This window comes from Primorskyibacter sedentarius, from assembly GCF_004342065.1.
Taxonomy (GTDB): Bacteria; Pseudomonadota; Alphaproteobacteria; order Rhodobacterales; family Rhodobacteraceae; genus Primorskyibacter; species Primorskyibacter sedentarius.
The window spans coordinates 1-20,831 of sequence record NZ_SLZU01000026.1 but is presented as its reverse complement, the minus strand read 5'-3'; the positions used below and the strand labels follow the sequence as shown (position 1 = coordinate 20,831).

Genomic DNA, 20,831 nt, shown 5'->3' with positions numbered 1-20,831 from the left:
CGGGGGGCGGTCACATCATCAAGGCCTCCGGGATTCACACAAACCCTGCTTCGCTCCATATTTGTTCGACTTCGACCATTTTGCGCTCAGTTCTTGCCGCCGTGTCAGAATTTTGTTGACTCAATGGAGAGACGCATGAATGCTGCATGTCAATACATATGTGCCGATATATAGAACAAACAAGGAGGGCATCATGAAGTCTCTTATCGCAATTGGCGCTACAGTCGCCGCACTGACGACGTTGTCGGCAACAACGGCATCCGCACAAAGCGCAACGGTCACCCAGATCATGGAGCGCGGGACCATGCTGTGTTCCGGCCACAACGGCAGCTATTTCGGCTTTGTCGAAGTGAATGACAAAAATGAGTGGAAGGGTCTGGATATTGACCTGTGCCGCGCCCTGACCACTGCTATCCTTGGCGATCCGGAGAAGGCACAGATTGTTCCGCTCAGTTGGGCGCAACGTTTCCCGGCGCTTCAATCGGGCGACGTCGACGTCATCATCAAGGCCACCGGTTGGACCATGGGCCGCGATACCGAACTGGGTCTTCAGTTCAGCCTTCCATATTTCTTTGGCGGCACCCAAATCATGGCGCATGGCGATCTGGGGATCACCGATGCGACCGGGCTTGAAGGTGGGACGGTCTGCGTCGAAGCCGGGACTACGATTGAACGCATCGTCGCAAACTATCTGCAGACGATTGGTGTCACGACCAACAATATTTCCTATGAAAGCGCCGCTGAGTTGCGTTCGGCCTATCTGGCGAACCGGTGCGACGCGTTTGCAGCATGGGGCCCGTTCCTGGCCGTCTTGCGCGCCACAGAAATCGACAATCCCGACGCGCATGTCATCCTGAACGATCAGCTGTCCAGCGAACCAATCGCCGCTGCAATGCGTCAGGGCGACGACGGGTTTGTCGACATGGTGAACTGGACAATCGCGTCTTTGCTGATTGCCGAAGAAGAGGGCATCACCTCGGCCAATGTCGACGAAATGGTCGCCAACCCACCCAATCCGCGGGTTGCACGCCTATTGGGTGTGGAGCCGGGCATGGGCGAGCGTCTGGGCATCCGCGATACCTGGGCGCGGGAAATGATTGCTGCGGTAGGTAACTTTGGCGAAATCTATGATCGCAATCTGGGCGAAGGCAGCCCTTACAAGCTGGAACGTGGTCTCAACAACCTGTGGAGCCATGGCGGCGTTCTCTACGCGCCCATCCTTGACTGACTCTGAACAGCCGGGCCGCTCCATTCGGGGCGGTCCCTTATCATTAGGTCCGGGAAAATGGACATGACGACGACCGAAGACCTGCGCGCCAGATCCAGGCGCCGCAAGCTGATCATCCAAACGCTTCTGTTGGCCGTGACGGTCATTGCAATCTTGGGCGCGGTGCGCAGTGCGCAGCAGAACCTGGCCGCACTTGGTATCACCAGCGGATTTGGCTTTCTGGATCGCGCAACCGGTTGGGATTACAGTTTTTCTCTCGTCGAACGGTCGATCGACGATCCATATTGGCGCACGCTCCTGGTTGGCTTCGGCAACACGCTTTTCGTCGGCTTCGTCAGCATATTTCTGTCGACTATCCTTGGATTGATCATCGGGACCGCACGTGATTCCGCGCATCCGGCGATCAATGCGGCTGCGACGGTCTATGTGCAGATTTTCCGAAACATTCCGCTGATCCTGCAGGCAGTTTTCCTGTATTCCGTCCTGATCCATTTTCCCGGTCCGCGTCAGGCAGTGACTATCGCGGATGCGGTGTTTGTGTCGAACCGGGGGTTGATGATGCCGGGGCTCAACCTGTCGCTTGGTGTTGCCTTGGGGCTATTGTTGACGCTGCTGGCGCTTGCTGTGGCGCTGATCCTGCGCAAGGTGCCGCTGTTACGGGGCTTCGGCATTTGGCTGGCGACGTCTGTGTTGCTTTGCGCGGTCACGGCTGTTGTTTTGCGTCCCGAAGGTGGAACCATCCTGTCGATCCCTGAACTCAAAGGCCTGCGCTTTGTGGGCGGAATTACCGTCCCTGTTGAACTGGTCGCCATGATCACGTCGATCACGCTGTACGGGAGCGCCTATATTGCCGAAGTCGTGCGCGGTGGCCTGAATCAGGTCCCGCGCGGGCTGACCGAAGCTGGACAGGCACTGGGCCTTAGCCCGGGCGCGATCTGGGGGCGGATCAAGGTGCCAATGGCGCTGCGCAGTATTGTGCCGCCACTTGGCAATCAGTGGATATTCATCATGAAAGCCACAACCATCGGTATCGCAATCGGGTATAGCGATCTGTTCTACATCGTTTCCAATTCGATCACCCAATCCGGGCAGACGCTGGAATTGATTTTCCTGCTGATGGCGGCCTTCCTTCTGGTCAATTTCTCAATCGCACTGTTCGTCAACTGGCTGAACGCGCGGCTGCAACTCAAGGCGCACTGAGATGAGAATGTCTTACGCTGACACCACGCAACGTCTTGGCCTTTGGGCGGCATCTTTCCGCAAGCGCGGGTTTGGGACACCCTTGGCCTCTGTCATCTCCATTCTTGTCTACGGCGGTCTGGCCTATTGCATATGGCTTGCTGTCGATTGGGCCATCCTCAGCGCAGTTTGGTCGGCCAAAGACGTGGCGCGTTGTGGTGACACATCGGGCGCATGCTGGTCCGTTATCGATGCGCGCCACCGCCTCATCCTGTTTGGCTTGTATCCTTATGAAGAACACTGGCGCTCGACGCTGGCTTGTGTTGCCATTATCGCGACCGTGATCCTGTCCTGTTTTCCGGCAGCGTGGAGCGCCTGGCGGCTGGCGGTTCTTTGGGTCGTCGGGTTCGCAACCTACTACCTGTTGATGGAGGGCAGTCTGCTGGGGCTGCGTCAGGTCACTACCGATGGGTGGGGTGGTTTGGCGCTGACATTGTTTTTGTTTTCAGCGGTTGTGCTTTTGGGCATGCCAATGGGCTTGGGGCTGGCCTTGATGCGGCGGTCGGAAATGCCGGTTGTCCGGTTGTTCGCGATGGTCCTGATCGATTTCATTCGATCCCTGCCGTTGCTTACCACGTTGTTCACAGCGGCCGTTGTGCTGCCGATCTTGCTGCCAAGTTGGCTGGAGGGGGACAAGATCTGGCGGGTCATCGTCGCCTTTGCGCTGTTCTTTGCCTGCTATCAGGCAGAGGTGTTTCGCGGCGCGTTCCAGGCCATTCCAAAAGGACAGTTCGAGGCAGGCAAGGCGTTGGGCTTAGGGTATTGGAGCATCATGTTCCGGCTGATCCTGCCGCAGGTGTTTCGGCACGCCTTGCCCAGCACGATCAACATGGTTGTGGTGACGTTCAAGGAAACCGCGATTGTCATCATCATCGGGTTCTTTGATGTTCTGGCCTCGGCCAAGGCGGCATTCGGTACCGGCGAGTGGTCGCCCCATTACCTCGAAGTCTACATCTTCGTGGCGGCAATCTACTGGGTGTTCATCTTTTCACTCGGCCAATACGGCGAGTATCTGAAAGGCCGGATGGCGATTGCCGAGCGTTAGGCCCGGCTGCATCGCCATCCGGTGGGACCCCCGGTAACAGGCATGGGAGGTCGCTGCGTCGTCGGCTCAGTCGATCACCACTTTGCCTTTTGGTGTGTCCAGTTCAAACGACAGCCCGGCAGGGCCTTCGCTGACCTGCGCCAGGTTATCCACCTGTAGCGCCACAAGAACGTCGCGCAGCGCTTCGGGGTCCGGATGGGACAGTCGAACGGCTGACAGGCGCACGCCCAAATCCTGCTGTCCGGTGCTGGGATGGGGGCCGGGCGACCATTCGATAAACGCGGGCAACAGGCCATTCATCGGCAGGCTGCCATCCTCGGGCACAGTCAGGCGCCATGACCGGTCGCCGCGCGTGAACAGGACCACTTCACCCAGATCGACGGGGCTGGCGGCTATCACCGCGTCCAGATCGTCGGTGCCGACTACCCAGCACAATGCTCGCGGGCGTTCCGCCAGCCGCGCCTGTGTGACGGGATCGTCCAGCGTGAACCAACGGTTCCGGCCAGGATCAGCGGGCGCGTCGGGGTCTGTCGCGATCAATTCCAGAAAGCTTTCATTGCCCGACTGCATGACACAGTTATGCGTGCTCATCGCAGCGTGCTTGCCACCACGCGGGACAGTCACGCCAAGGGTGGTTTCCATCGCGGCGACGGCCTGTTCGAGGCTGCCTGCGCCGATGGCAAAATGATCAATCTTATTGGGCATTCATGTCTCCGTTCAGCGGGTCAAGATAGGAAGAGCCGCGGCCAGATCGGCCTTCAGGCTGTCAAGGTCTTCGAGGCCGATGTTGAAACGAACCAACTGGCCGTCTTCGGTCCAGGGCGTCGCGGTCCTGACGGGTTTGACCGGCAAGACGAGGCTCTCATACCCGCCCCAACTGACGCCGATACCGAAGTGGTGCAGGGCGTCGACAAAGGCGCGGACACGGTCGTCGGGGCAGGGGTGAAAGATCACGCCGAACAATCCGGCCGCCCCGTTAAAATCGCGTGCCCAATTGGCGTGGCCGGGGCAGGTGTCAAATGCGGGGTGCAACACCTTCTTGACCTGCGGCTGGCCCGCGAGCCATGTCGCCATCTCTCGACCGGCCTTGTCAAAATGCTCCATCCGCATCTTCAAGGTCCGCAGCCCGCGCAGTGCAAGAAAGACTTCTTGTGATCCGGTCTTATCGCCAAAGGCAAAGGTGGTCTTTCGGATTTGCGCGCCTATGTCGCCACGGCTGGCAATCATCCCCATCATGCAATCGGAATGCCCGGTTAGGTATTTCGACATTGACGCCACAACCACATCCACCCCAAGCGTTAGCGGCTGACAAAAGATCGGCGTGGCCCATGTGCCATCCAGAACTGTCGCAATACCTGCGTCGCGCGCTGCTGTGCCAATGGCGCGAATGTCGGGCATCTCGAATGTGCCTGACCCGGGGGCCTCGAACATCACGGCACATGTTGTGTCGCGAAACAAATGTACAATTGCCGCGCCAAGCATCGGGTCGAAATACTCGATCTCTACACCCATCCGTGTCAGCACTCCGTCGCAAAACCCGCGCGTGTTGCCATAGACATGGTCCGCGACCAGCAGATGTTTGCCCGGCCCACAGACCGCCATCAAAGCCATCGTGATGGCGGCAACGCCCGACGAGGTCAGCGTAACGTCGTCAGCTTTTTCCAGCGTGGCAAGCATCTTCTCCAGCTCGAAACTCGCCGTGTTGCCATATCGCCCATAATACAGAGTGCCGGATTGATAGCGGCCATCGCGGGCCGCTTCAAAAGCGGCGAGCGTGTCGAAGACGACGGTTGTGCCCATTTCGACAGGCAGGTTGACCTGTCGCGGCTCTCGCCGGGCAGGGCGGCCAAGTTGGACCAGATCGTCGCTCATGGTTTTGGGTAATTGCGGCATGTTCATCTCGCAGTTTATTTTATTGAAGGCATGACAGCTGCGCATCTATGTGTCAATATATGGCATATCAGTATCATATATCGGCACAATCTGACTCGTGGGAGCCAAGCGGTGAAAAAGATTACAGCCAGCCATTGGGGCATAGGCATTGCAACAGTGCAGGACGGCAAGGTGACGAAGGTCCAGGGCCATCCCAATGATCCCGCGTCCTCACAGATCAACGCGAACATTGCCGACAGCCTGCATGGCGCTGCCAGGGTCTTGCGGCCTGCTATCCGGAAAAGTTGGCTGGAGGGTCGTGCGAACGCCGTGCCGCGGGGGCGCGACAGTTTTGTCGAAGTCAATTGGGACCACGCGCTCGACCTGGTTGCCAAAGAGCTGACCCGCGTCAGGCAAACGCACGGCAACAGGGCGATTTTTGCCGGATCTTATGGTTGGTCGAGTGCAGGCCGCTTTCACCACGCGCAGAGCCAGTTGAAACGGTTTTTGAATACGCAGGGCGGATTCGTACGTTCCGAAGGGAATTACAGCTACAACGCAGCACTTGGTCTGATGCCACACATCGTGGGGCCGTACCGGACCCATGTGGCGCAGGCGACCCGGTGGTCGGTGATTGCACAAAACACGGATCTGGTGGTGATGTTCGGCGGTATGGCCGAACGGAATACACAGGTCAGTGATGGTGGGGTGGCACGGCACCGTATGTCTGACAATTTGCAGGCTTGTGCAAACGCGGGCGTGAAGTTTGTGAATATTTCGCCGCTTCGCAGCGATGCTGCGGATGTGCTGGACGCTGAGTGGATGCCTGCAAGACCTGGCACCGACACTGCGCTGATGATGGGGCTTGCATATACGTTGTTCGCCGATGGGCTGCACGATCAGGCGTTTCTTGATCGGTACACGGTCGGGTTCGATCACGCCCGTGACTATCTATTGGGTGTGCAAGACGGGCAGGCGAAGGATGCTGACTGGGCGGCGGCGATTTGCGGCGTGGACGCCAACAAGATCCGCTCTCTCGCGCGCCAGATGGCGGAACAGCGCACGATGATCTCCGTCGCGGCCGGGGTGCAGCGCAGCGATTATGGCGAGCAGCCCCTCTGGATGGCGGTAACGCTGGCCGCCATGCTGGGCCAGATCGGTCTGCCCGGTGGTGGCTATGTCATCGGCTATGGTGTCAACGCCAACATCGGCAATATCGAACGGCCCTTCCGCTGGGGAACGATGTCGCAAGGCGCCAATCCGGTTGAGGATTTCATTCCGGTGGCGATGATCTCGGAAATGCTACTGAACCCTTGCGGTAGCTACCAGTATCAGGGCCAGAGCCGAACCTTCCCCGATACGCGAATGGTCTGGTGGGCGGGTGGAAATCCCTTTCACCACCATCAGGACCTGAACAAGCTGCACGCTGCGTTCCAGCGCCCCGAAACCGTGATCGTGAACGAGGTAAACTGGACGGCGACTGCGCGCCATGCCGATATCGTGCTGCCCGTGGCCATGGCGCAGGAACGCATGGATTTCGGGGCCGGCAAGTCCGACAATGCGCTGGTGCCGATGCCGCAACTGGTCGTGCCCGCAGGTGAGGCCCGGATCGAATACGACATTTACACCGGGCTGGCAGCGAGGCTGGGTAATGTTGAGCATTTCACAGATGGAAAATCCGCGGGTGACTGGCTTGAAGAGATCTGGGAGGTCACGCGCCAACGCGCTGCTGACGCGGAGGTCACCTTGCCTGAATGGCATAGCTTTATCGCGGGCGATGTGATTGACGTGCCGGACCCGAGCCCAAATCAGGTTTTCCTCGCAGAATTCCGAAGTGATCCAGAAGCACATTCGCTTCCAACGCCAAGTGGGCGGATAGAACTATATTCTGACGTGATAGCAGGCTTCAGGCTTGACGATTGCAAGGGCCACGCTGCGTGGTTCCCTCCCCGGGATGTTGCTGCGGGCAAACTGGCACACTATCCTCTCGCTCTGTTGTCCGGGCAGCCCAAGACCCGCCTTCACAGTCAGTTGGACAACGGGGCCTATAGCCTTAGCCACAAGATCAATGGGCGCGAGCCGGTGTTGATCAACCCGGGCGATGCCGCCGCGCGAGGTATTCAAAGCGGCGACGTGGTGGAGTTGTTCAATGATCGCGGCCGGTGTCTGGCCGGGGCCAGGGTCAGCGATGAGGTAAGCGCAGGCTGCTTGTTTTTGTGGACGGGCGCTTGGTACGACCCTGACTTTGATGCAGAGCAGGCCCGCGACCGACACGGCAACCCCAACGTCCTGACCCACGATCAACGAACGTCGTCCTTGACCCAAAGCCCCGCCGCGCATTCCGCGCTTGTTGAGATCCGAAAATACGACGGACCGGTTCCTACCATCACTGTGCACGCTCAACCGCGCTTTCAGTCCGCTGACGATCTGGATAAGGTGCCGGAAATGAGGGCGAAAAAGACATGACAACAGATACCCCCAAGGCGCCGCGCGTCGATTCCACCCTGTCAAAGGGGCTCGCTATTCTGGAAAACCTGGCCGGGTCCGCCAATGGCAAGGGTGTGACGGAACTATCCAACGAGCTGGGTCTGACCAAGTCCAACACGTTCCGGTTGCTGCAAACGCTCACCACCCTGGGGTATGTCAAACATCGCGACGACAAATCTTATGCTGCCACTCTCAAGACCTGGCAGATCGGACGCGCCTCTGTCGAAAGCTTGAACCTTCGCGAAATCGCTGCTGAAGAGTTGGCGCATCTGAGTGAGGAAACCGGCGAAACGGTCTATCTGGCCGTACGGGAAAACCTTTCGGTGATCTATATCGACAAGATCGACAGCCAAAAACCGATCCGCTCTTGGAATGCTGTCGGGGGCACCGCGCCGTTGCATTGTGTTGGAACGGGAAAGGCGCTTCTGGCTGCGGAGTATGACAAGCTGCGTGAACAGATTGCCGGATCCCTCACGCAGCATACCGACCGCACGATCACGGATCTTGCCGGTCTGGATGCTGATGTGGCCGAGACGCGCAGGCGTGGTTTTGCCTATGATACTGGCGAATTCCGCGAACGAATTCTAAGTTTCGGGGCCGCGATCCTCTTGCCCGGCGGCGAACCTGTTGGGGCGATCGGCATCTCCCTGCCTGACGTCAATCTGATCGACAATGGCGAGGAAAAGCTGGGCGGACTGGTATTCCACTCCGCCCAGAGCATCAGCCGAAAACTCGGAAACACCTGAGGTCAGACTTTCTTTTCGGGAAACTCGACTGGTCCGCCCTGTTTTTCCCATGTTGAGAAGCCCTCTTTCAGGTGGGCAGCGTCAAAGCCCATGTCCTGCAGGGTTGCCGTGGTGATGGCCGAGCGCCAGCCAGAGGCGCAATGGAAAACGTATTTCTTGCCTTCCTGCCCGAAGACCTCCTTGTAATAGGGGCTGTCGGGATCGACCCAGAATTCGATCATCCCGCGTGGCGCATGAAAGCTGCCCGGGATGTAACCGCCGCGCTGACGTTCGCGAATATCGCGAATATCGACCACCACCACATCCGGATCATCCAGCATCGCGATCAGATCGGCGGTATCGATTTCGGTGATCCGCGCCCGTGCGTTTTGGACCATTTGTGCAGACGAGATTTTGAGAGCCATCTTGAACCTTGTGTTGATATATAGAACAGTAATATCCTATATTGACACATGCGACGCCTTCATGCAACCTCGACTCAAGGTGCTTCGGCACGACCAATTCAACGGGGGCATCTGATCATGTCAGGACACGAAGCAATCTCACTTTGGGACGCATCAGCCCAGGAAGACGACTATGCAGCACCCATGCCAGATGGCGCGTCGGTAGATGTGGCGATTGTCGGAGGCGGCTTTACAGGCCTGTCCACCGCCTTGCATTGCGCTGAAAAGGGACTGTCTGCACATGTGGTCGAGGCAGAGCAGATTGGCTACGGCGGATCGGGGCGCAACTGTGGTCTGGTCAATGCCGCACTGTGGCTGCCGCCGCAGAAAGTGCGCGAGAAATTGGGGCCGGACTATGGGCCGCGCTTCATCACTAAATTCGGCAATGGTCCGAATTACGTGTTCTCGTTGATCGAGAAGCACCAGATCCGCTGCGAGGTGACCAAGACCGGCACAATTCACGCGGCCCATTCGCCCGCCGGGTTCCGTGATCTGCAAGGGCGGCATGCGGAATGGCAGCGCCTTGGCGAACCGGTTGACCTGTTGAACCGCAAAGAAATCTCCAGCATGATCGGCACCGATCACTTCCACGGCGGTCTTGTTGATCATCGCGCCGGGACGATTAACCCGATGGGCTATTGCCGTGGATTGGCGCGTGCGGCGCGCGGTGCTGGCGCCGAAATCAGCACTGGCGTGCGCGCCACCAAATTGCAGCGTGACGGCGAACTGTGGAAGGTTGAGACCGATCAGGGCACCATTTGCGCCAAGGCGGTGGTCCTTGGCACCAACGCCTATACCGACGATCTCTGGCCCGGCTTGTCACGGATTTTTACGCTGATCCACTATTTCCAACTCGCCACCAAATCGCTGGGGGGTGACGCGGCTCATATCCTGCCGGGCAAGCAGGGGCTTTGGGATACCGGCCAGATCATGTTCAATATCCGCCGCGATGCCTTTGACCGGCTGATTGTTGGATCGATGGGCAAGGTGGTCGGTAACAAGGATCACGGGTTGTCGCACCGCTGGGCGAAAAAGCAGATCGCGCGCATTTTCCCGTCGCTCGGCCCGGTGGAGTTCGAAGAAGCGTGGCATGGCAAGATCGCCATGACACCGGATCACCTGCCGCGCATTCATGAATTGGACACCAACCTGTTCACGCCCATAGGTTACAACGGGCGCGGTATTACCACCGGAACGATGTTCGGTGAAACCATGGCGGGGCTGCTGACCGGCATGGACCGCGCCGACCTGCCGCTGCCGATGACCAAGCTGACAACGGTGCCTTCTGCACCCTTCGTGTCGCGGATTTATCAGTCGGCTTTCACTGCAAATCAAATCCTCAAGAGCATCTGATCCATGAGAAATTCAATGATCCGAGTCGGCGTGGATATCGGCGGCACTTTCACGGACGTAGCGCTGGCGTATCCCGATGGCTTGTCGACCTGCAAGGTTCTGACAAATTACACTCAGCCTGAACAGGCCATTCTGGACGGGATCGCGATAGCTGCCGAACAGGCGGGGGTCCAGTTGGCCGCGATCGAACAGGTCATCCATGGCACAACCCTTGTGACCAACTCCCTGATCGAACGGCGAGGGGCCAAACTTGCTTTCATCACCACCGAAGGCTTCCGCGATGTCATCGAGATGCGCTCGGAAAACCGGTTCGAGCAATATGACCTGAACCTGACGCTTCCTGAACCAATGGTTGCGCGGGAAGATCGGTTCACTTTGAACGAACGCATGGGGCCGAAGGGCGAAGTTCTGCTGCCACTGGACCCGGCAGAAGTTTCGGCGATGGTCGAAACCATTCTGGAGGGCGGTTTCGAGGCCGTGGCGATTGGTCTGATGCATTCCTACGCCAACAACACCCACGAGCTACAGATGGCCGATGCCTTGCGCGCGGCCAAACCGGATTTACCGGTCTCCCTCTCCTCGGTGATCTCGCCGCAGATGCGGGAGCTGCCGCGGTTCAACACGGTGATCGCCAACGCTTATGTTCAGCCGCAAGTTGCCGATTACCTTGGCCGATTGGTGGCGCGTCTGCGCGATGCCGACGTGACCGCGCCGGTCTTTATGTTGCATTCGGGCGGCGGCCTGATTTCGGTGGAAACCGCCGCGGAACAGCCTGTGCGCCTGCTGGAATCCGGCCCTGCCGGCGGTGCCATCTTTGCCGCCGATTACGCCCGTGCGCATGGGTTGGACAAGGTCCTGTCCTTTGACATGGGTGGCACCACGGCCAAGATCTGCCTGATCGAAGACGGTGCGCCCAAAACCGCGAACACTTTCGAGGTCGCCCGGACCTATCGGTTCAAGAAGGGCTCTGGCATGACCGTGTCGACCCCGGTGGTCGAAATGGTCGAGATCGGGGCCGGCGGTGGTTCGATTGCCTCCATCGACACAATGGGTCGCATTCAGGTCGGGCCGCGCTCCGCGGCTTCGGAACCCGGTCCTGCCTGCTATGGCAAGGGCGGTACAGAGCCAACCGTGACGGATGCCAACCTGCTGCTTGGGCGGCTGGATCCCGACAACTTTGCCGGTGGGGCGATCCCGCTGGCGGTCGCGGCGTCCGAAGCGGCTGTGGCCACGCGTCTGGCAGACCCCCTTGGCATCAAGGCCGGTGAGGCTGGCTTTGGTGTGACCGAGATGGTTGACGAGAACATGGCCAATGCCGCCCGGGTCCACACGGTTGAGAATGGTCGCGACATTGAGCATTTCACGATGATCGGCTTTGGCGGCGGTGCACCTCTGCATGCATGTCGACTCTGCGAGAAGCTTGGCATCACCGAATTGCTGGTGCCACCGGGGGCGGGCGTCGGTTCGGCGATCGGCTTCCTTAAGGCACCGTTCAGCTATGAGGCGACGCAGGGCCTGTTCCAGCGCATCGACGGCTTTGATGCCGATGCAGTCAACACGACATTGAAAGCGCTGGAAGCCGAGGCTCGCAGCTTTGTCGACAAAGGCGCCAAAGGGGCGAAAACTACAACCAGGCTGACGGCTTTCATGCGCTATGCCGGGCAGGGTTGGGAAATCCCGGTACCGCTCGACTATGTCACATTCACGCGCGACGATGCCGCGGCGATCCAAAGCGCGTTCGAGGACGCCTATCGCATCTTGTTTGGCCGCATCATCGACGGGTTGGGGATTGAGATCACCAACTGGTCGCTGGTTGTCGCCTCGGTTATGCCCGACGCTGCCCCGGCGACCCGCTTTGACACCGGCACGACCGCACCAATCATGCGGACCCGGCAGTTTTACGACGCTGCCCTGCGCCGCATGGTGGATGCGCATGAGGTTGAGCGCAGCGCCTTGACCGCAGGTCAGGCCGTAGAAGGCCCGGCGGTGATCGTCGAATCCGAGACCACGACAATCGTCACCTCTGCATACCGCGCGATCGGGCAGGGTGATGGCAGTCTGCTTTTGCGCCGTAAGGAGCCCGTGTGATGACCCCCACCGATATCGACTACCAAATCATGTGGAACCGCCTCATTGCGGTTGTCGAAGAGCAGGCGACCACGTTGATCCGCACCGCCTTTTCCACCTCGGTCCGCGAAGCGGGCGATTTGTCGGCGGGCTTGTTTGACAGACAGGGCCGGATGATGGCGCAGGCCGTAACTGGTACGCCGGGGCATGTGAATGCCATGGCCGAAAGTGTAACCCATTTCGTCCGTGAAATTGGCGCGCAGAATATTTTCGAGGGCGATGTTTTCATTACCAACGACCCTTGGCTGGGCACTGGCCATCTGCACGACATCACGGTCGTTTCCCCGACCTTCCGAGACGGAAAACATATCGGCTTTTTTGCCTGCACGGCGCATGTCGTCGATATTGGCGGGCGCGGCTTTGGTCCGGATGCGAACGAGGTATATGAAGAGGGGCTTTTGATCCCGATTATGAAATTCGCCGAACGTGGCGTTGTCGGCCGCGATCTGATCCGGATGGTACGCGCCAATGTGCGCGAGCCTGATCAGGTGGTGGGCGATATGTATTCGCTGGCTGCCTGCAACGCAGCCGGGGACCGCCGTTTGCAGACGATGATGGGTGAATTCGGGATTGCTGATCTGGACGGGCTGTCCGATTTCGTGATTGAAACCAGCCGCAAAGCCACCCATGCCGCAATTGCTGCCGTCCCGGATGGCCGCTTTGCTCACCAGATGCAGGTCGATGGCTACGACGCGCCAGTACTGATGGTGGTGCAACTGGATGTGGTGGGGGACCGGATCAAGGCGGATTTCGCGGGCACCTCGGGGATGAGCCGATTTGGCGTCAACGTGCCCGAAGTCTACACCCGCGCCTATGCCTGCTATGGTTTGAAATGTGCCATTGCGCCGGAGGTGCCCAACAACACCGGATCGCTGGAGCCTTTTGAGATCACGGCACCCGAGGGCTGTATCCTTGCTGCGCGTCGGCCCGCACCGGTGTCCGTGCGCCACGTATTGGGCCATCTTGTGCCTGATGTTGTCCTGGGCGCGCTGCATCAGGCCCTGCCGGATACCGTGCCAGCCGAAGGGGCAAGCGCGCTGTGGAACATTCAGATATCGGCCCGGCCAAGTGATCCGGAAAGCGGTCTGCGCAATGCCGAAGTGCTGATGTTCAATTCTGGCGGCACTGGCGGACGTCCCGCACATGATGGCTTGTCGGCAACGGCATTCCCGTCCGGTGTGTCAACCATGAGCGTCGAGGCTACCGAGCATGTCGGGCCGATCACTGTGTGGCGCAAGGAACTGCGCGACGGATCTGGCGGGGCAGGGGCACATCGTGGCGGATTGGGCCAGATCATCGAGATAGAGCCACGCGATGGATATGATTTCTTTTTCAACGCCATGTTTGACCGGGTGGAAAACCCGGCATTGGGGCGCGACGGTGGTGGCGCCGGTGCTGCGGGCCGGGTCGAGTTGAGCGATGGCACCAAACTGCGCAGCAAGGGGCGACAAATGGTGAAAAACGGCCAACGTTTGCGGCTGAGCCTGCCGGGGGGCGGTGGTTATGGCGCACCCGCAGACCGCGATAGATCGTTGATCGAAAAAGACCTGCGCGCGGGCAAGATTACGGCCGAACAGGCCAAACAAGACTACGGATTCGAAGGATAAAAAGATGACGGATAAACCGATTGCACTGATCACCGGTGCGGCCCAGGGCATCGGATATGCCTGCGCCGAAGCTTTGGCTGAAGACGGCTATGCTGTCATTCTGGCGGATATCAACGCAGAGGGCGTCAAAGCCGCTGCAAAGCAACTGGGAGCCCTGGTCGGCTTTGCTTGCGATATGGGCGACACGGATCAGATCACAGCGATGTTCGACGCCATTGCCGCCGATCACGGCCCGCTGCATGCGCTGGTCAACAATGCCGGCGTGGCGATGCCGGGTGATTTTCTGACCTATGATCTGGAGGCGTTTCAGCGGGTGATCGACATCAACCTGACGGGCGTTTTCACGGCCACGCAAATGGCTGCGCGGGTCATGGTTGAAAATGGCATTCAAGGGGCCATCGTCAACATGTCATCTATCAACGCGCAGGTCGCGATCCCGGCGATCCCGGCTTATTGCGCCTCTAAGGGCGGGGTCATGCAGCTGACAAAGGTGGCGGCGCTGGCGCTGGCAAAGAACAACATCCGCGTGAATGCAGTAGGTCCCGGATCGATCGATACCGAGATGATGGCCGGCGTCAATGCGAACCCCGATGCGTTCAAGACCGCTATGTCGCGAACACCATTGGGCCGCGCAGGTAGCGCCCGTGAAATCGGTGATGTCGTCGCTTTCCTGTGCTCGAAAAAGGCCAGCTATATCACCGGCGAGACGATTTATGTCGATGGTGGCCGTCTTGGCCTGAACTACACCTGTTAGGAACCCCGGACATGTCGCGTTACGAAGAGACCTATCAGGCCTGGCAAAATGATCCCGAGGCGTTTTGGGCCAAGGCGGGCGAGCAGATCGACTGGTTCACGCCTGCCACCGCAGTTTTCAACCCAGAAAGCGGTGTCTATGGCCGCTGGTTTGATGGCGCGACATGCAACACCTGCTATAACTGCGTGGATCGCCATGTCGAGGCAGGGCACGGAAGCCGCACGGCGCTGATCTACGACAGCCCGGTTACGGGCAGTCAAGCCAGCTTTACCTATGCAGAAATGCAAAGACAGGTCGGCGCGCTGGCATCTGTCTTGCGCGGGCTGGGCGTCACGAAGGGCGACCGCGTGGTGATCTACATGCCGATGGTTGCCGAGGCCATCTTCGCCATGCTGGCCTGCGCGCGGTTGGGGGCGGTGCATTCCGTGGTGTTCGGTGGCTTCGCGGCGCAGGAACTTGCCACGCGGATCGACGATGCCGCGCCGCATGTGGTCATCTCGGCGTCCTGCGGGATCGAGCCGGGGCGGGTGATTTCGTACAAACCGCTGCTGGATGAGGCAATCAGCCTGTCGCAAAACAAGCCAGAGCATTGCGTGATCCTGCAACGTGAGACGCACACCTGCGCGCTGACGGAACCCCGCGATATCGACTATGCGTCTGCCGTTGGGGCCGCCATCGCTGCGGGCGAAAGCACCGAATGTGTGCCGGTGGCCGCGACCGACCCGCTTTATATCCTGTACACCTCCGGTACGACGGGCCAGCCCAAGGGCGTGGTGCGCGACAATGGCGGGCATATGGCCGCCCTCAAATGGACGATGGAACATCACTACGGTGTTGCCCCGGGGGAGGTGTTCTGGGCCGCTTCGGATGTCGGTTGGGTCGTCGGGCATTCCTACATCTGCTATGGCCCGCTGCTACACGGTGCCACCACGCTTGTGTACGAGGGCAAGCCCGTGGGCACGCCCGACGCCGGTGCGTTCTGGCGGGTTCTTCAGGATCACAAGGTTGCCGCGATGTTCGGCGCACCCACCGCCTTTCGCGCCATCAAGAAAGTTGACCCCACCGGCGCGCTGATCGCGGAGTATGACCTGAGCCATTTCCGCACGCTGTTTCTGGCGGGCGAAAGGTCGGACCCAGCGACCGTCGAATGGCTGCAAGACAAACTTGACCGTCCGGTCATTGACCACTGGTGGCAGACCGAACTGGGATGGCCGATGTCAGGAAATCCGGTCGGGCTGGGGGCATTTGAGGTCAAACCGGGCTCTCCGGGGAAGCCGATGCCAGGTTACGACATCCGTGTTCTGGACGACGAAGGCCACGCGGTGTCCCCCGGAACGCTGGGCAACATCGTGTGCAAACTGCCATTGCCGCCCTCGGGATTTCCGACGCTCTGGAACGCACCCGACCGGTTCATCTCTTCTTACATGACGGAGTATCCGGGGTTCTATGCCACGTCGGATGCCGGAATTATCGACGAGGACGGCTATGTTTTCATCATGGCGCGCACCGATGACATCATCAATGTCGCCGGGCACCGCCTGTCGACGGGTGCGATGGAAGAGGTCATCGCCCAGCATCCCGACATCGCCGAATGCGCGGTGGTGGGCAAGGCGGACCCGCTCAAGGGGCAGATGCCCTTGGGGCTTTTCGTAACCAACGATGGCGCGGACCGCGATGAGGTCGAACTGGAGCGCGAATTGGTGCAGCTGGTACGCGCCAAGATCGGCGCCGTGGCGGCGTTCAAACACGCCCTTGAGGTCAAACGCCTGCCCAAGACGCGATCGGGCAAGGTCCTGCGCGGAACTGTTCAGAAAATTGCGGATGGCGCGTCCTTCAAGATGCCTGCTGCCATCGATGACCCGGATATTCTTGACGAAATCACCGCTGCGCTGTCGGCCCGTAGTCTGATCGGAACCATGACATGATCGAGCGCCAACATACCACGGAGCGGATGAGCAAGATCGTCATCCACAATAGCACAATCTACCTATGTGGCCAGGTCGGCGCGGGGGATACCGTTACCGAACAAACCAAGGATTGCCTCAGCCGGATCGACGCGCTCTTGGCCGAGGCCGGTTCGGATCGCGGACATATCCTTCAAGCCATCATCTGGCTTTCGGATATGCGGAATTTTGCCGAGATGAACGCGGTTTGGGATGGCTGGGTGCCGGAAGGCCACGCGCCGGCTCGTGCGTGCGGCGAAGCAAAACTCGCCCGTGATGTACTGAAAGTTGAAATCATCATCACCGCTGCTTTGAAACCGGCGGAATGAAGGAGAACACCATGACCGCTGCTGTCGAGATGAAAAGCGTCAACAAGTTCTATGGAACCTTTCATGCGCTCAGGGACATTAATCTCGCTGTTGCGAGCGGCGAGAAGATCGTGCTTTGTGGACCATCCGGTTCAGGAAAGTCGACCCTGATCCGGACGATCAATCAGCTTGAGGAACATCAATCCGGTGAGATCCTGATCCACGGAAAGCCGATCAATGCAGACGCCCCGAATATCGAAGTGATGCGCCGCGAAGTCGGCATGTGCTTTCAGCATTTCAACCTGTTTCCACATCTGACAATCTTGGAAAACTGCACACTGGCCCCGATGCTGGCGCGCAAGGTTCCGCAAGCCGAGGCCGAAGCCACGGCGATGGGGTATCTCGAAAAGGTTCAGATCGCGAACCAGGCGCAAAAGTATCCCGGTCAGCTGTCCGGTGGGCAACAACAGCGCGTCGCGATCGCACGTGCGCTTTGCATGAAGCCCGAGATCCTTCTGTTCGATGAACCGACATCTGCGCTTGATCCGGAAATGATTGGCGAAGTGCTCGACGTCATGGTGACGCTTGCGCAAGAGGGCATGACAATGGTCTGTGTCACTCACGAAATGGGATTTGCCCGCAAAGTCGCAGATCGCGTGATCTTTATGGATGCGGGCGAGATCATCGAGGAAAGCGATCCTGAAGGGTTCTTTGGTAGCCCTCAGAATGCGCGTACTCGGGACTTTCTGGAAAAAGTGCTCACCCATTGATCGCAGTAGTTGGTGCCCCAAATCAACAAAGCCCAGTTGCGATTTGGCAGAAACCTTCCCCTGTCAATTACCCTAATCTGACCGGTTGGCGCTGACGACGGAGAAGGGACTGCCGGAAGTCGCGTTCCGGGTGAAGCTCCGCCGGGTCTCTTGAACCTGGTCCCGTCCTGTTGGCATTCAGCGCGACCGCCGCTCCGAACTCATACTCGGTGTCGTTGAACCCGCCAATTAATCGTCACACATGGACTCTATTGCTTTCGTCTACGTTCCGGCTGACTGCGCGGAGGGCGAAATCTGCCGTTTGCACATCGCGTTGCACGGCTGCAAGCAGAGGCGACAGGTTATCGGTGAGGACTATGCCCGGTTGACGGGCTACAACAGATGGGCGGAGGCAAACCAGATCGTCGTGCTCTACCGGCGTCGCCAGAATACTCCAGGATACCGTCAGGCAATCACATCTGCAGGCATGGGCTGCCAGGCAGCTCTTGATGCAGAGCGCTATCTCGCGGGCTTGTGATTCTACGCCTCTGCGCCGGGACGCGATGTCTCCGGCGCAGGCAAGAACTGCCCCTGCTCGAACGATCCCCATGAAGAATTGTGGTCCGACCTTTGGAGGTCGGCTGCTGCGGGGCTTCTTGTGAGATTCCCGGGCCTGTTGTTACTGCCCGTCTTGAGGTTCGCTCTTTCCCAGTCCGAAATCTATCCACCCGCGCTTCGGCACGCCAAGTCGCACGCCAAAGTGCCCGGCAACATTTTTCTTGGTGGGCCAGCCTCCGATAAGTCTGGCAATGCATCTGGCGCCAGAAATGCCATCCCGTTTCATTTGAGAAGAGACTCTGGCAGCTTGATCGCGAGGCAGGTATCCAACCGTCAGCCCTTTGATTTCGACGACAACGGCATTCCCGTCATATGGGTTGTCATATTCCCGCTGGAGAACTGCCTCCATCTCCATCTGATAGCCGTTTCGGTTGGGTCCTCCAGTGATATCCAGAAGCGCCACTTGGTAATTGATCTCGCCAACGGCTTTTATCGGGAACCTTCCTCTCTCCCACTGGACGCGAGCGGTGGGAGAGGCATATGTCCGCACGGGTTGTTTCACGGCATGATCCGCCCGCATGGATCCTCGATCTTCTGATTCAGCCGCAGCTTCTTCAGGGGCGCCAAAAAGCCAGGAAAGAAGTCCCATCAGACACCTCCAGTGCCTGGGGCACGTGACCCTTTGAACTTGCCGCAATACATCTGTCTGTCGTTCCTGGTATTCGAGCTTCCCGATGTCTCAGGAAAACATGATTTGCCAATAATGCACAGATCGTTTTCCTCAGCGGCCTTCGATTTCGACAGTTTCCACCAGAATAATGTCGCAGGCCCCAAGACCTGTGTCGGTTCGGACGAGGGATGTCAGCCATTCGTATCCGTCTTGCCGGGTGATGTTCACGAGAAACCCGGTCATGCGAACAACGTCCCCCTTTCCCACGCTGCTGAGCTTTTCCCTGAAGGGGCGTTGCCGGCATGATATGAATATTCGCGCTCGATCTCTCGACATCGCCTTGCTTCAGCGGTGTGCCTCTGGGAAAGGACCCGCGATAAAGTCGCTCTCCCTGGATTACCCTGAGATGTTTCACCCACTGGGGATCTGATGCCTTGCCCCAAGGGAGCTGCGTGTGAGCGTCTTCCAGGAGTCCTCTCCATGCGCTTCGTTCAGACCGATGGAATAACGAGCAGTGATGTCCTCAAACTCCGATAGGGTCAGGGCGTCCATTCCACATTGAATAGGGGTTGCCACGACGGCCGCGATCCGCCGAAAGGAAACCCGCTTATCCACCAAAGAAAGCAGTGGCATAAGCACCCATCCCTCTTGTTCTAAAAGTCGTTGATGCGGACGCTGCCGACTTTCGCGGAACCTGCACCACTGGCCGTTTTACAATGGCAATCGAGTTTACAGCACTCCTCCACATTGCCCATCAGAAATCGCGTAGGTTTCCAAAACATAGCGTCCTACCGCACCTCTTGAAACGATGCGTACCGCAATGAAGTTTGGGTCGTCGATACCCGTTTGTTGCTTTACATATGGAGCATAGTGATTGCAAAGCGCCAGTAAGAGGTGACCCAAGTTGTCATTGGCGAACAATCCGTTGGGAACTGGATCTGGTCGGATTCCCATCTCGATTCCCTCACCGTGAGAGGAGTGGGACAAGACACCGGTATCGACCAACTGCCATTGTACATCTTGTGCTGAGACGGGCAGCGCAGCTGACAACAAGACGCTTGTGAGTATCGTTTTATGCCTCATGGGGGAACCTTTTTGGTATTGGCTGCTTCTCCGTTGAAATTAACCTTGAAGCAAGGCATAGCGTCGGTCAACTTGGGCTCGGAGCAGACATTTTGCTTCACATCTCTGAAACGCTCATCTGCACCACAAGTGCATAGGGCTGGCATCAAGGCCAGCATAGCCCATACTCCTTCGAACGCCGCAATTGCTTTCCGACAGCACCCTGAAGCAAGACGCGCATCTGGTCGACCACCGGGATCGGCTTCCAGATCATTGTTGATTTTTCCCTTTCGACACCGGCCTTTGTCGTCCATTGCTTGACCACTTCCCGGACAGGGTCACGGTGGTTCCACCGCCAGATGATCTCGTCGAGGTATCGCTGAAGGTGTCTTCGTCCGAGGTTGTGGTAAATGCCGACCAAAGCGCGCTGCACCTGGGAGATTACCGCTTCGGCCGTGTTCACATGGGCCCCGGTTTCGGGGTTGGCATACTCTTTTTGGCTGTGGATCACGCGCTGGTGGTCGGCCATGGTCTTTCCCAGGCCGGGATTGAACCGCCCCGGGTTTACCGGAGAGTTTCTGGTTCAATGATTAGGCTACTTTTTCGACCGCGTTCAAGTTTGCATAGAAGGCCTCCTCTG

Annotated in this window: 19 protein-coding genes; 12 read left to right on the top strand and 7 right to left on the bottom strand. The window is 58.7% G+C overall.

Annotated features, from left to right (window positions below; all coding sequences use genetic code 11):
* Window positions 1-193: 193 nt before the first annotated feature.
* From EDD52_RS20700 to EDD52_RS20690, 3 genes are all read left to right on the top strand, one after another.
* Window positions 194-1,228: a transporter substrate-binding domain-containing protein gene (locus EDD52_RS20700; RefSeq protein ID WP_132248532.1), complete on the top strand. Its 1,035-nt coding sequence runs from the start codon at window positions 194-196 to the stop codon at window positions 1,226-1,228.
* Between the two features lie 63 nt (window positions 1,229-1,291).
* A complete protein-coding gene (locus tag EDD52_RS20695; RefSeq protein WP_165907610.1) occupies window positions 1,292-2,428 on the top strand; it encodes an ABC transporter permease subunit in 1,137 nt (378 codons plus the stop codon).
* A gap of 7 nt (window positions 2,429-2,435) precedes the next feature.
* Window positions 2,436-3,512, top strand: coding sequence for an amino acid ABC transporter permease (locus EDD52_RS20690; RefSeq protein ID WP_132248530.1), 1,077 nt, complete (start codon window positions 2,436-2,438; stop codon window positions 3,510-3,512).
* 66 nt (window positions 3,513-3,578) lie between these two features.
* Here EDD52_RS20690 and EDD52_RS20685 read toward each other — a convergent pair whose 3' ends face one another.
* Both EDD52_RS20685 and metC read right to left on the bottom strand, forming a co-directional pair.
* Entirely contained in the window at window positions 3,579-4,217 is a 639-nt protein-coding gene (locus EDD52_RS20685; RefSeq protein WP_132248529.1) for a VOC family protein, read from the bottom strand.
* 12 nt (window positions 4,218-4,229) lie between these two features.
* On the bottom strand, window positions 4,230-5,405 hold the full coding sequence (gene metC / locus EDD52_RS20680; protein ID WP_165907609.1) for a cystathionine beta-lyase: 1,176 nt from the start codon (window positions 5,403-5,405) through the stop codon (window positions 4,230-4,232).
* Window positions 5,406-5,516: 111 nt separating this feature from the next.
* Here metC and EDD52_RS20675 point away from each other — a divergent pair, with 111 nt between their 5' ends.
* Window positions 5,517-7,850 (top strand): molybdopterin-dependent oxidoreductase, encoded by a 2,334-nt coding sequence (locus EDD52_RS20675; protein WP_243652044.1) that lies wholly within the window; start codon window positions 5,517-5,519, stop codon window positions 7,848-7,850.
* Complete coding sequence (locus EDD52_RS20670) at window positions 7,847-8,617, top strand: IclR family transcriptional regulator (protein WP_132248526.1); 771 nt, start codon at window positions 7,847-7,849, stop codon at window positions 8,615-8,617. Before EDD52_RS20675 ends, EDD52_RS20670 begins: the two co-directional genes overlap by 4 nt.
* A 2-nt stretch (window positions 8,618-8,619) precedes the next feature.
* Here EDD52_RS20670 and EDD52_RS20665 read toward each other — a convergent pair whose 3' ends face one another.
* Window positions 8,620-9,021 (bottom strand): rhodanese-like domain-containing protein, encoded by a 402-nt coding sequence (locus EDD52_RS20665; protein WP_132248525.1) that lies wholly within the window; start codon window positions 9,019-9,021, stop codon window positions 8,620-8,622.
* Window positions 9,022-9,138: 117 nt separating this feature from the next.
* Here EDD52_RS20665 and EDD52_RS20660 point away from each other — a divergent pair, with 117 nt between their 5' ends.
* The 7 genes from EDD52_RS20660 to EDD52_RS20630 are packed head-to-tail and all read left to right on the top strand — an operon-like array spanning window position 9,139 to window position 17,922.
* Window positions 9,139-10,413, top strand: a complete 1,275-nt coding sequence (locus EDD52_RS20660; protein WP_132248524.1) for an NAD(P)/FAD-dependent oxidoreductase — start codon at window positions 9,139-9,141, stop codon at window positions 10,411-10,413.
* Window positions 10,414-10,428: 15 nt separating this feature from the next.
* Window positions 10,429-12,501, top strand: a complete 2,073-nt coding sequence (locus tag EDD52_RS20655) for a hydantoinase/oxoprolinase family protein (protein ID WP_243652043.1) — start codon at window positions 10,429-10,431, stop codon at window positions 12,499-12,501.
* On the top strand, window positions 12,501-14,147 hold the full coding sequence (locus EDD52_RS20650; RefSeq protein WP_132248522.1) for a hydantoinase B/oxoprolinase family protein: 1,647 nt from the start codon (window positions 12,501-12,503) through the stop codon (window positions 14,145-14,147). Before EDD52_RS20655 ends, EDD52_RS20650 begins: the two co-directional genes overlap by 1 nt.
* Window positions 14,148-14,151: 4 nt before the next feature.
* Window positions 14,152-14,901 (top strand): SDR family NAD(P)-dependent oxidoreductase, encoded by a 750-nt coding sequence (locus EDD52_RS20645; RefSeq protein ID WP_132248521.1) that lies wholly within the window; start codon window positions 14,152-14,154, stop codon window positions 14,899-14,901.
* 11 nt (window positions 14,902-14,912) lie between these two features.
* The gene (locus EDD52_RS20640; protein ID WP_132248520.1) at window positions 14,913-16,826 is read left to right on the top strand and encodes a propionyl-CoA synthetase; all 1,914 of its coding nucleotides are present in this window, start codon (window positions 14,913-14,915) and stop codon (window positions 16,824-16,826) included.
* Window positions 16,823-17,173 carry a RidA family protein gene (locus tag EDD52_RS20635; RefSeq protein ID WP_132248519.1) on the top strand — a complete coding sequence of 117 codons (351 nt, stop codon included), beginning with the start codon at window positions 16,823-16,825 and terminating at the stop codon, window positions 17,171-17,173. Before EDD52_RS20640 ends, EDD52_RS20635 begins: the two co-directional genes overlap by 4 nt.
* A gap of 11 nt (window positions 17,174-17,184) precedes the next feature.
* Window positions 17,185-17,922 (top strand): amino acid ABC transporter ATP-binding protein, encoded by a 738-nt coding sequence (locus EDD52_RS20630; RefSeq protein WP_132248518.1) that lies wholly within the window; start codon window positions 17,185-17,187, stop codon window positions 17,920-17,922.
* A gap of 658 nt (window positions 17,923-18,580) precedes the next feature.
* Here the strand turns inward: EDD52_RS20630 and EDD52_RS20620 are convergent.
* The 4 genes from EDD52_RS20620 to EDD52_RS20610 all read right to left on the bottom strand — a co-directional run bounded on the left by EDD52_RS20620 (window position 18,581) and on the right by EDD52_RS20610 (window position 20,720).
* Window positions 18,581-19,108 carry an HIRAN domain-containing protein gene (locus tag EDD52_RS20620; protein WP_132248516.1) on the bottom strand — a complete coding sequence of 176 codons (528 nt, stop codon included), beginning with the start codon at window positions 19,106-19,108 and terminating at the stop codon, window positions 18,581-18,583.
* Between the two features lie 132 nt (window positions 19,109-19,240).
* A complete protein-coding gene (locus EDD52_RS24305) occupies window positions 19,241-19,372 on the bottom strand; it encodes a hypothetical protein (RefSeq protein ID WP_279389282.1) in 132 nt (43 codons plus the stop codon).
* A 486-nt stretch (window positions 19,373-19,858) separates the two neighbouring features.
* A complete protein-coding gene (locus tag EDD52_RS20615; RefSeq protein ID WP_132248515.1) occupies window positions 19,859-20,212 on the bottom strand; it encodes a hypothetical protein in 354 nt (117 codons plus the stop codon).
* 145 nt (window positions 20,213-20,357) lie between these two features.
* The gene (locus tag EDD52_RS20610) at window positions 20,358-20,720 is read right to left on the bottom strand and encodes a transposase (RefSeq protein ID WP_132248514.1); all 363 of its coding nucleotides are present in this window, start codon (window positions 20,718-20,720) and stop codon (window positions 20,358-20,360) included.
* Between the last annotated feature and the right edge of the window lie 111 nt (window positions 20,721-20,831).

Bases quoted from the DNA above. Each gene is read 5' to 3' on its own strand.
- EDD52_RS20700 (WP_132248532.1), top strand. From the start codon at position 194: ATGAAGTCTCTTATCGCAATTGGCGCTACAGTCGCCGCACTGACGACG.
- EDD52_RS20695 (WP_165907610.1), top strand. From the start codon at position 1,292: ATGACGACGACCGAAGACCTGCGCGCCAGATCCAGGCGCCGCAAGCTG.
- EDD52_RS20690 (WP_132248530.1), top strand. From the start codon at position 2,436: ATGTCTTACGCTGACACCACGCAACGTCTTGGCCTTTGGGCGGCATCT.
- EDD52_RS20685 (WP_132248529.1), bottom strand. From the start codon at position 4,217: ATGCCCAATAAGATTGATCATTTTGCCATCGGCGCAGGCAGCCTCGAA.
- metC (WP_165907609.1), bottom strand. From the start codon at position 5,405: ATGCCGCAATTACCCAAAACCATGAGCGACGATCTGGTCCAACTTGGC.
- EDD52_RS20670 (WP_132248526.1), top strand. From the start codon at position 7,847: ATGACAACAGATACCCCCAAGGCGCCGCGCGTCGATTCCACCCTGTCA.
- EDD52_RS20665 (WP_132248525.1), bottom strand. From the start codon at position 9,021: ATGGCTCTCAAAATCTCGTCTGCACAAATGGTCCAAAACGCACGGGCG.
- EDD52_RS20660 (WP_132248524.1), top strand. From the start codon at position 9,139: ATGTCAGGACACGAAGCAATCTCACTTTGGGACGCATCAGCCCAGGAA.
- EDD52_RS20655 (WP_243652043.1), top strand. From the start codon at position 10,429: ATGATCCGAGTCGGCGTGGATATCGGCGGCACTTTCACGGACGTAGCG.
- EDD52_RS20650 (WP_132248522.1), top strand. From the start codon at position 12,501: ATGACCCCCACCGATATCGACTACCAAATCATGTGGAACCGCCTCATT.
- EDD52_RS20645 (WP_132248521.1), top strand. From the start codon at position 14,152: ATGACGGATAAACCGATTGCACTGATCACCGGTGCGGCCCAGGGCATC.
- EDD52_RS20640 (WP_132248520.1), top strand. From the start codon at position 14,913: ATGTCGCGTTACGAAGAGACCTATCAGGCCTGGCAAAATGATCCCGAG.
- EDD52_RS20635 (WP_132248519.1), top strand. From the start codon at position 16,823: ATGATCGAGCGCCAACATACCACGGAGCGGATGAGCAAGATCGTCATC.
- EDD52_RS20630 (WP_132248518.1), top strand. From the start codon at position 17,185: ATGACCGCTGCTGTCGAGATGAAAAGCGTCAACAAGTTCTATGGAACC.
- EDD52_RS20620 (WP_132248516.1), bottom strand. From the start codon at position 19,108: ATGGGACTTCTTTCCTGGCTTTTTGGCGCCCCTGAAGAAGCTGCGGCT.
- EDD52_RS24305 (WP_279389282.1), bottom strand. From the start codon at position 19,372: ATGACCGGGTTTCTCGTGAACATCACCCGGCAAGACGGATACGAATGG.
- EDD52_RS20615 (WP_132248515.1), bottom strand. From the start codon at position 20,212: ATGAGGCATAAAACGATACTCACAAGCGTCTTGTTGTCAGCTGCGCTG.
- EDD52_RS20610 (WP_132248514.1), bottom strand. From the start codon at position 20,720: ATGGCCGACCACCAGCGCGTGATCCACAGCCAAAAAGAGTATGCCAAC.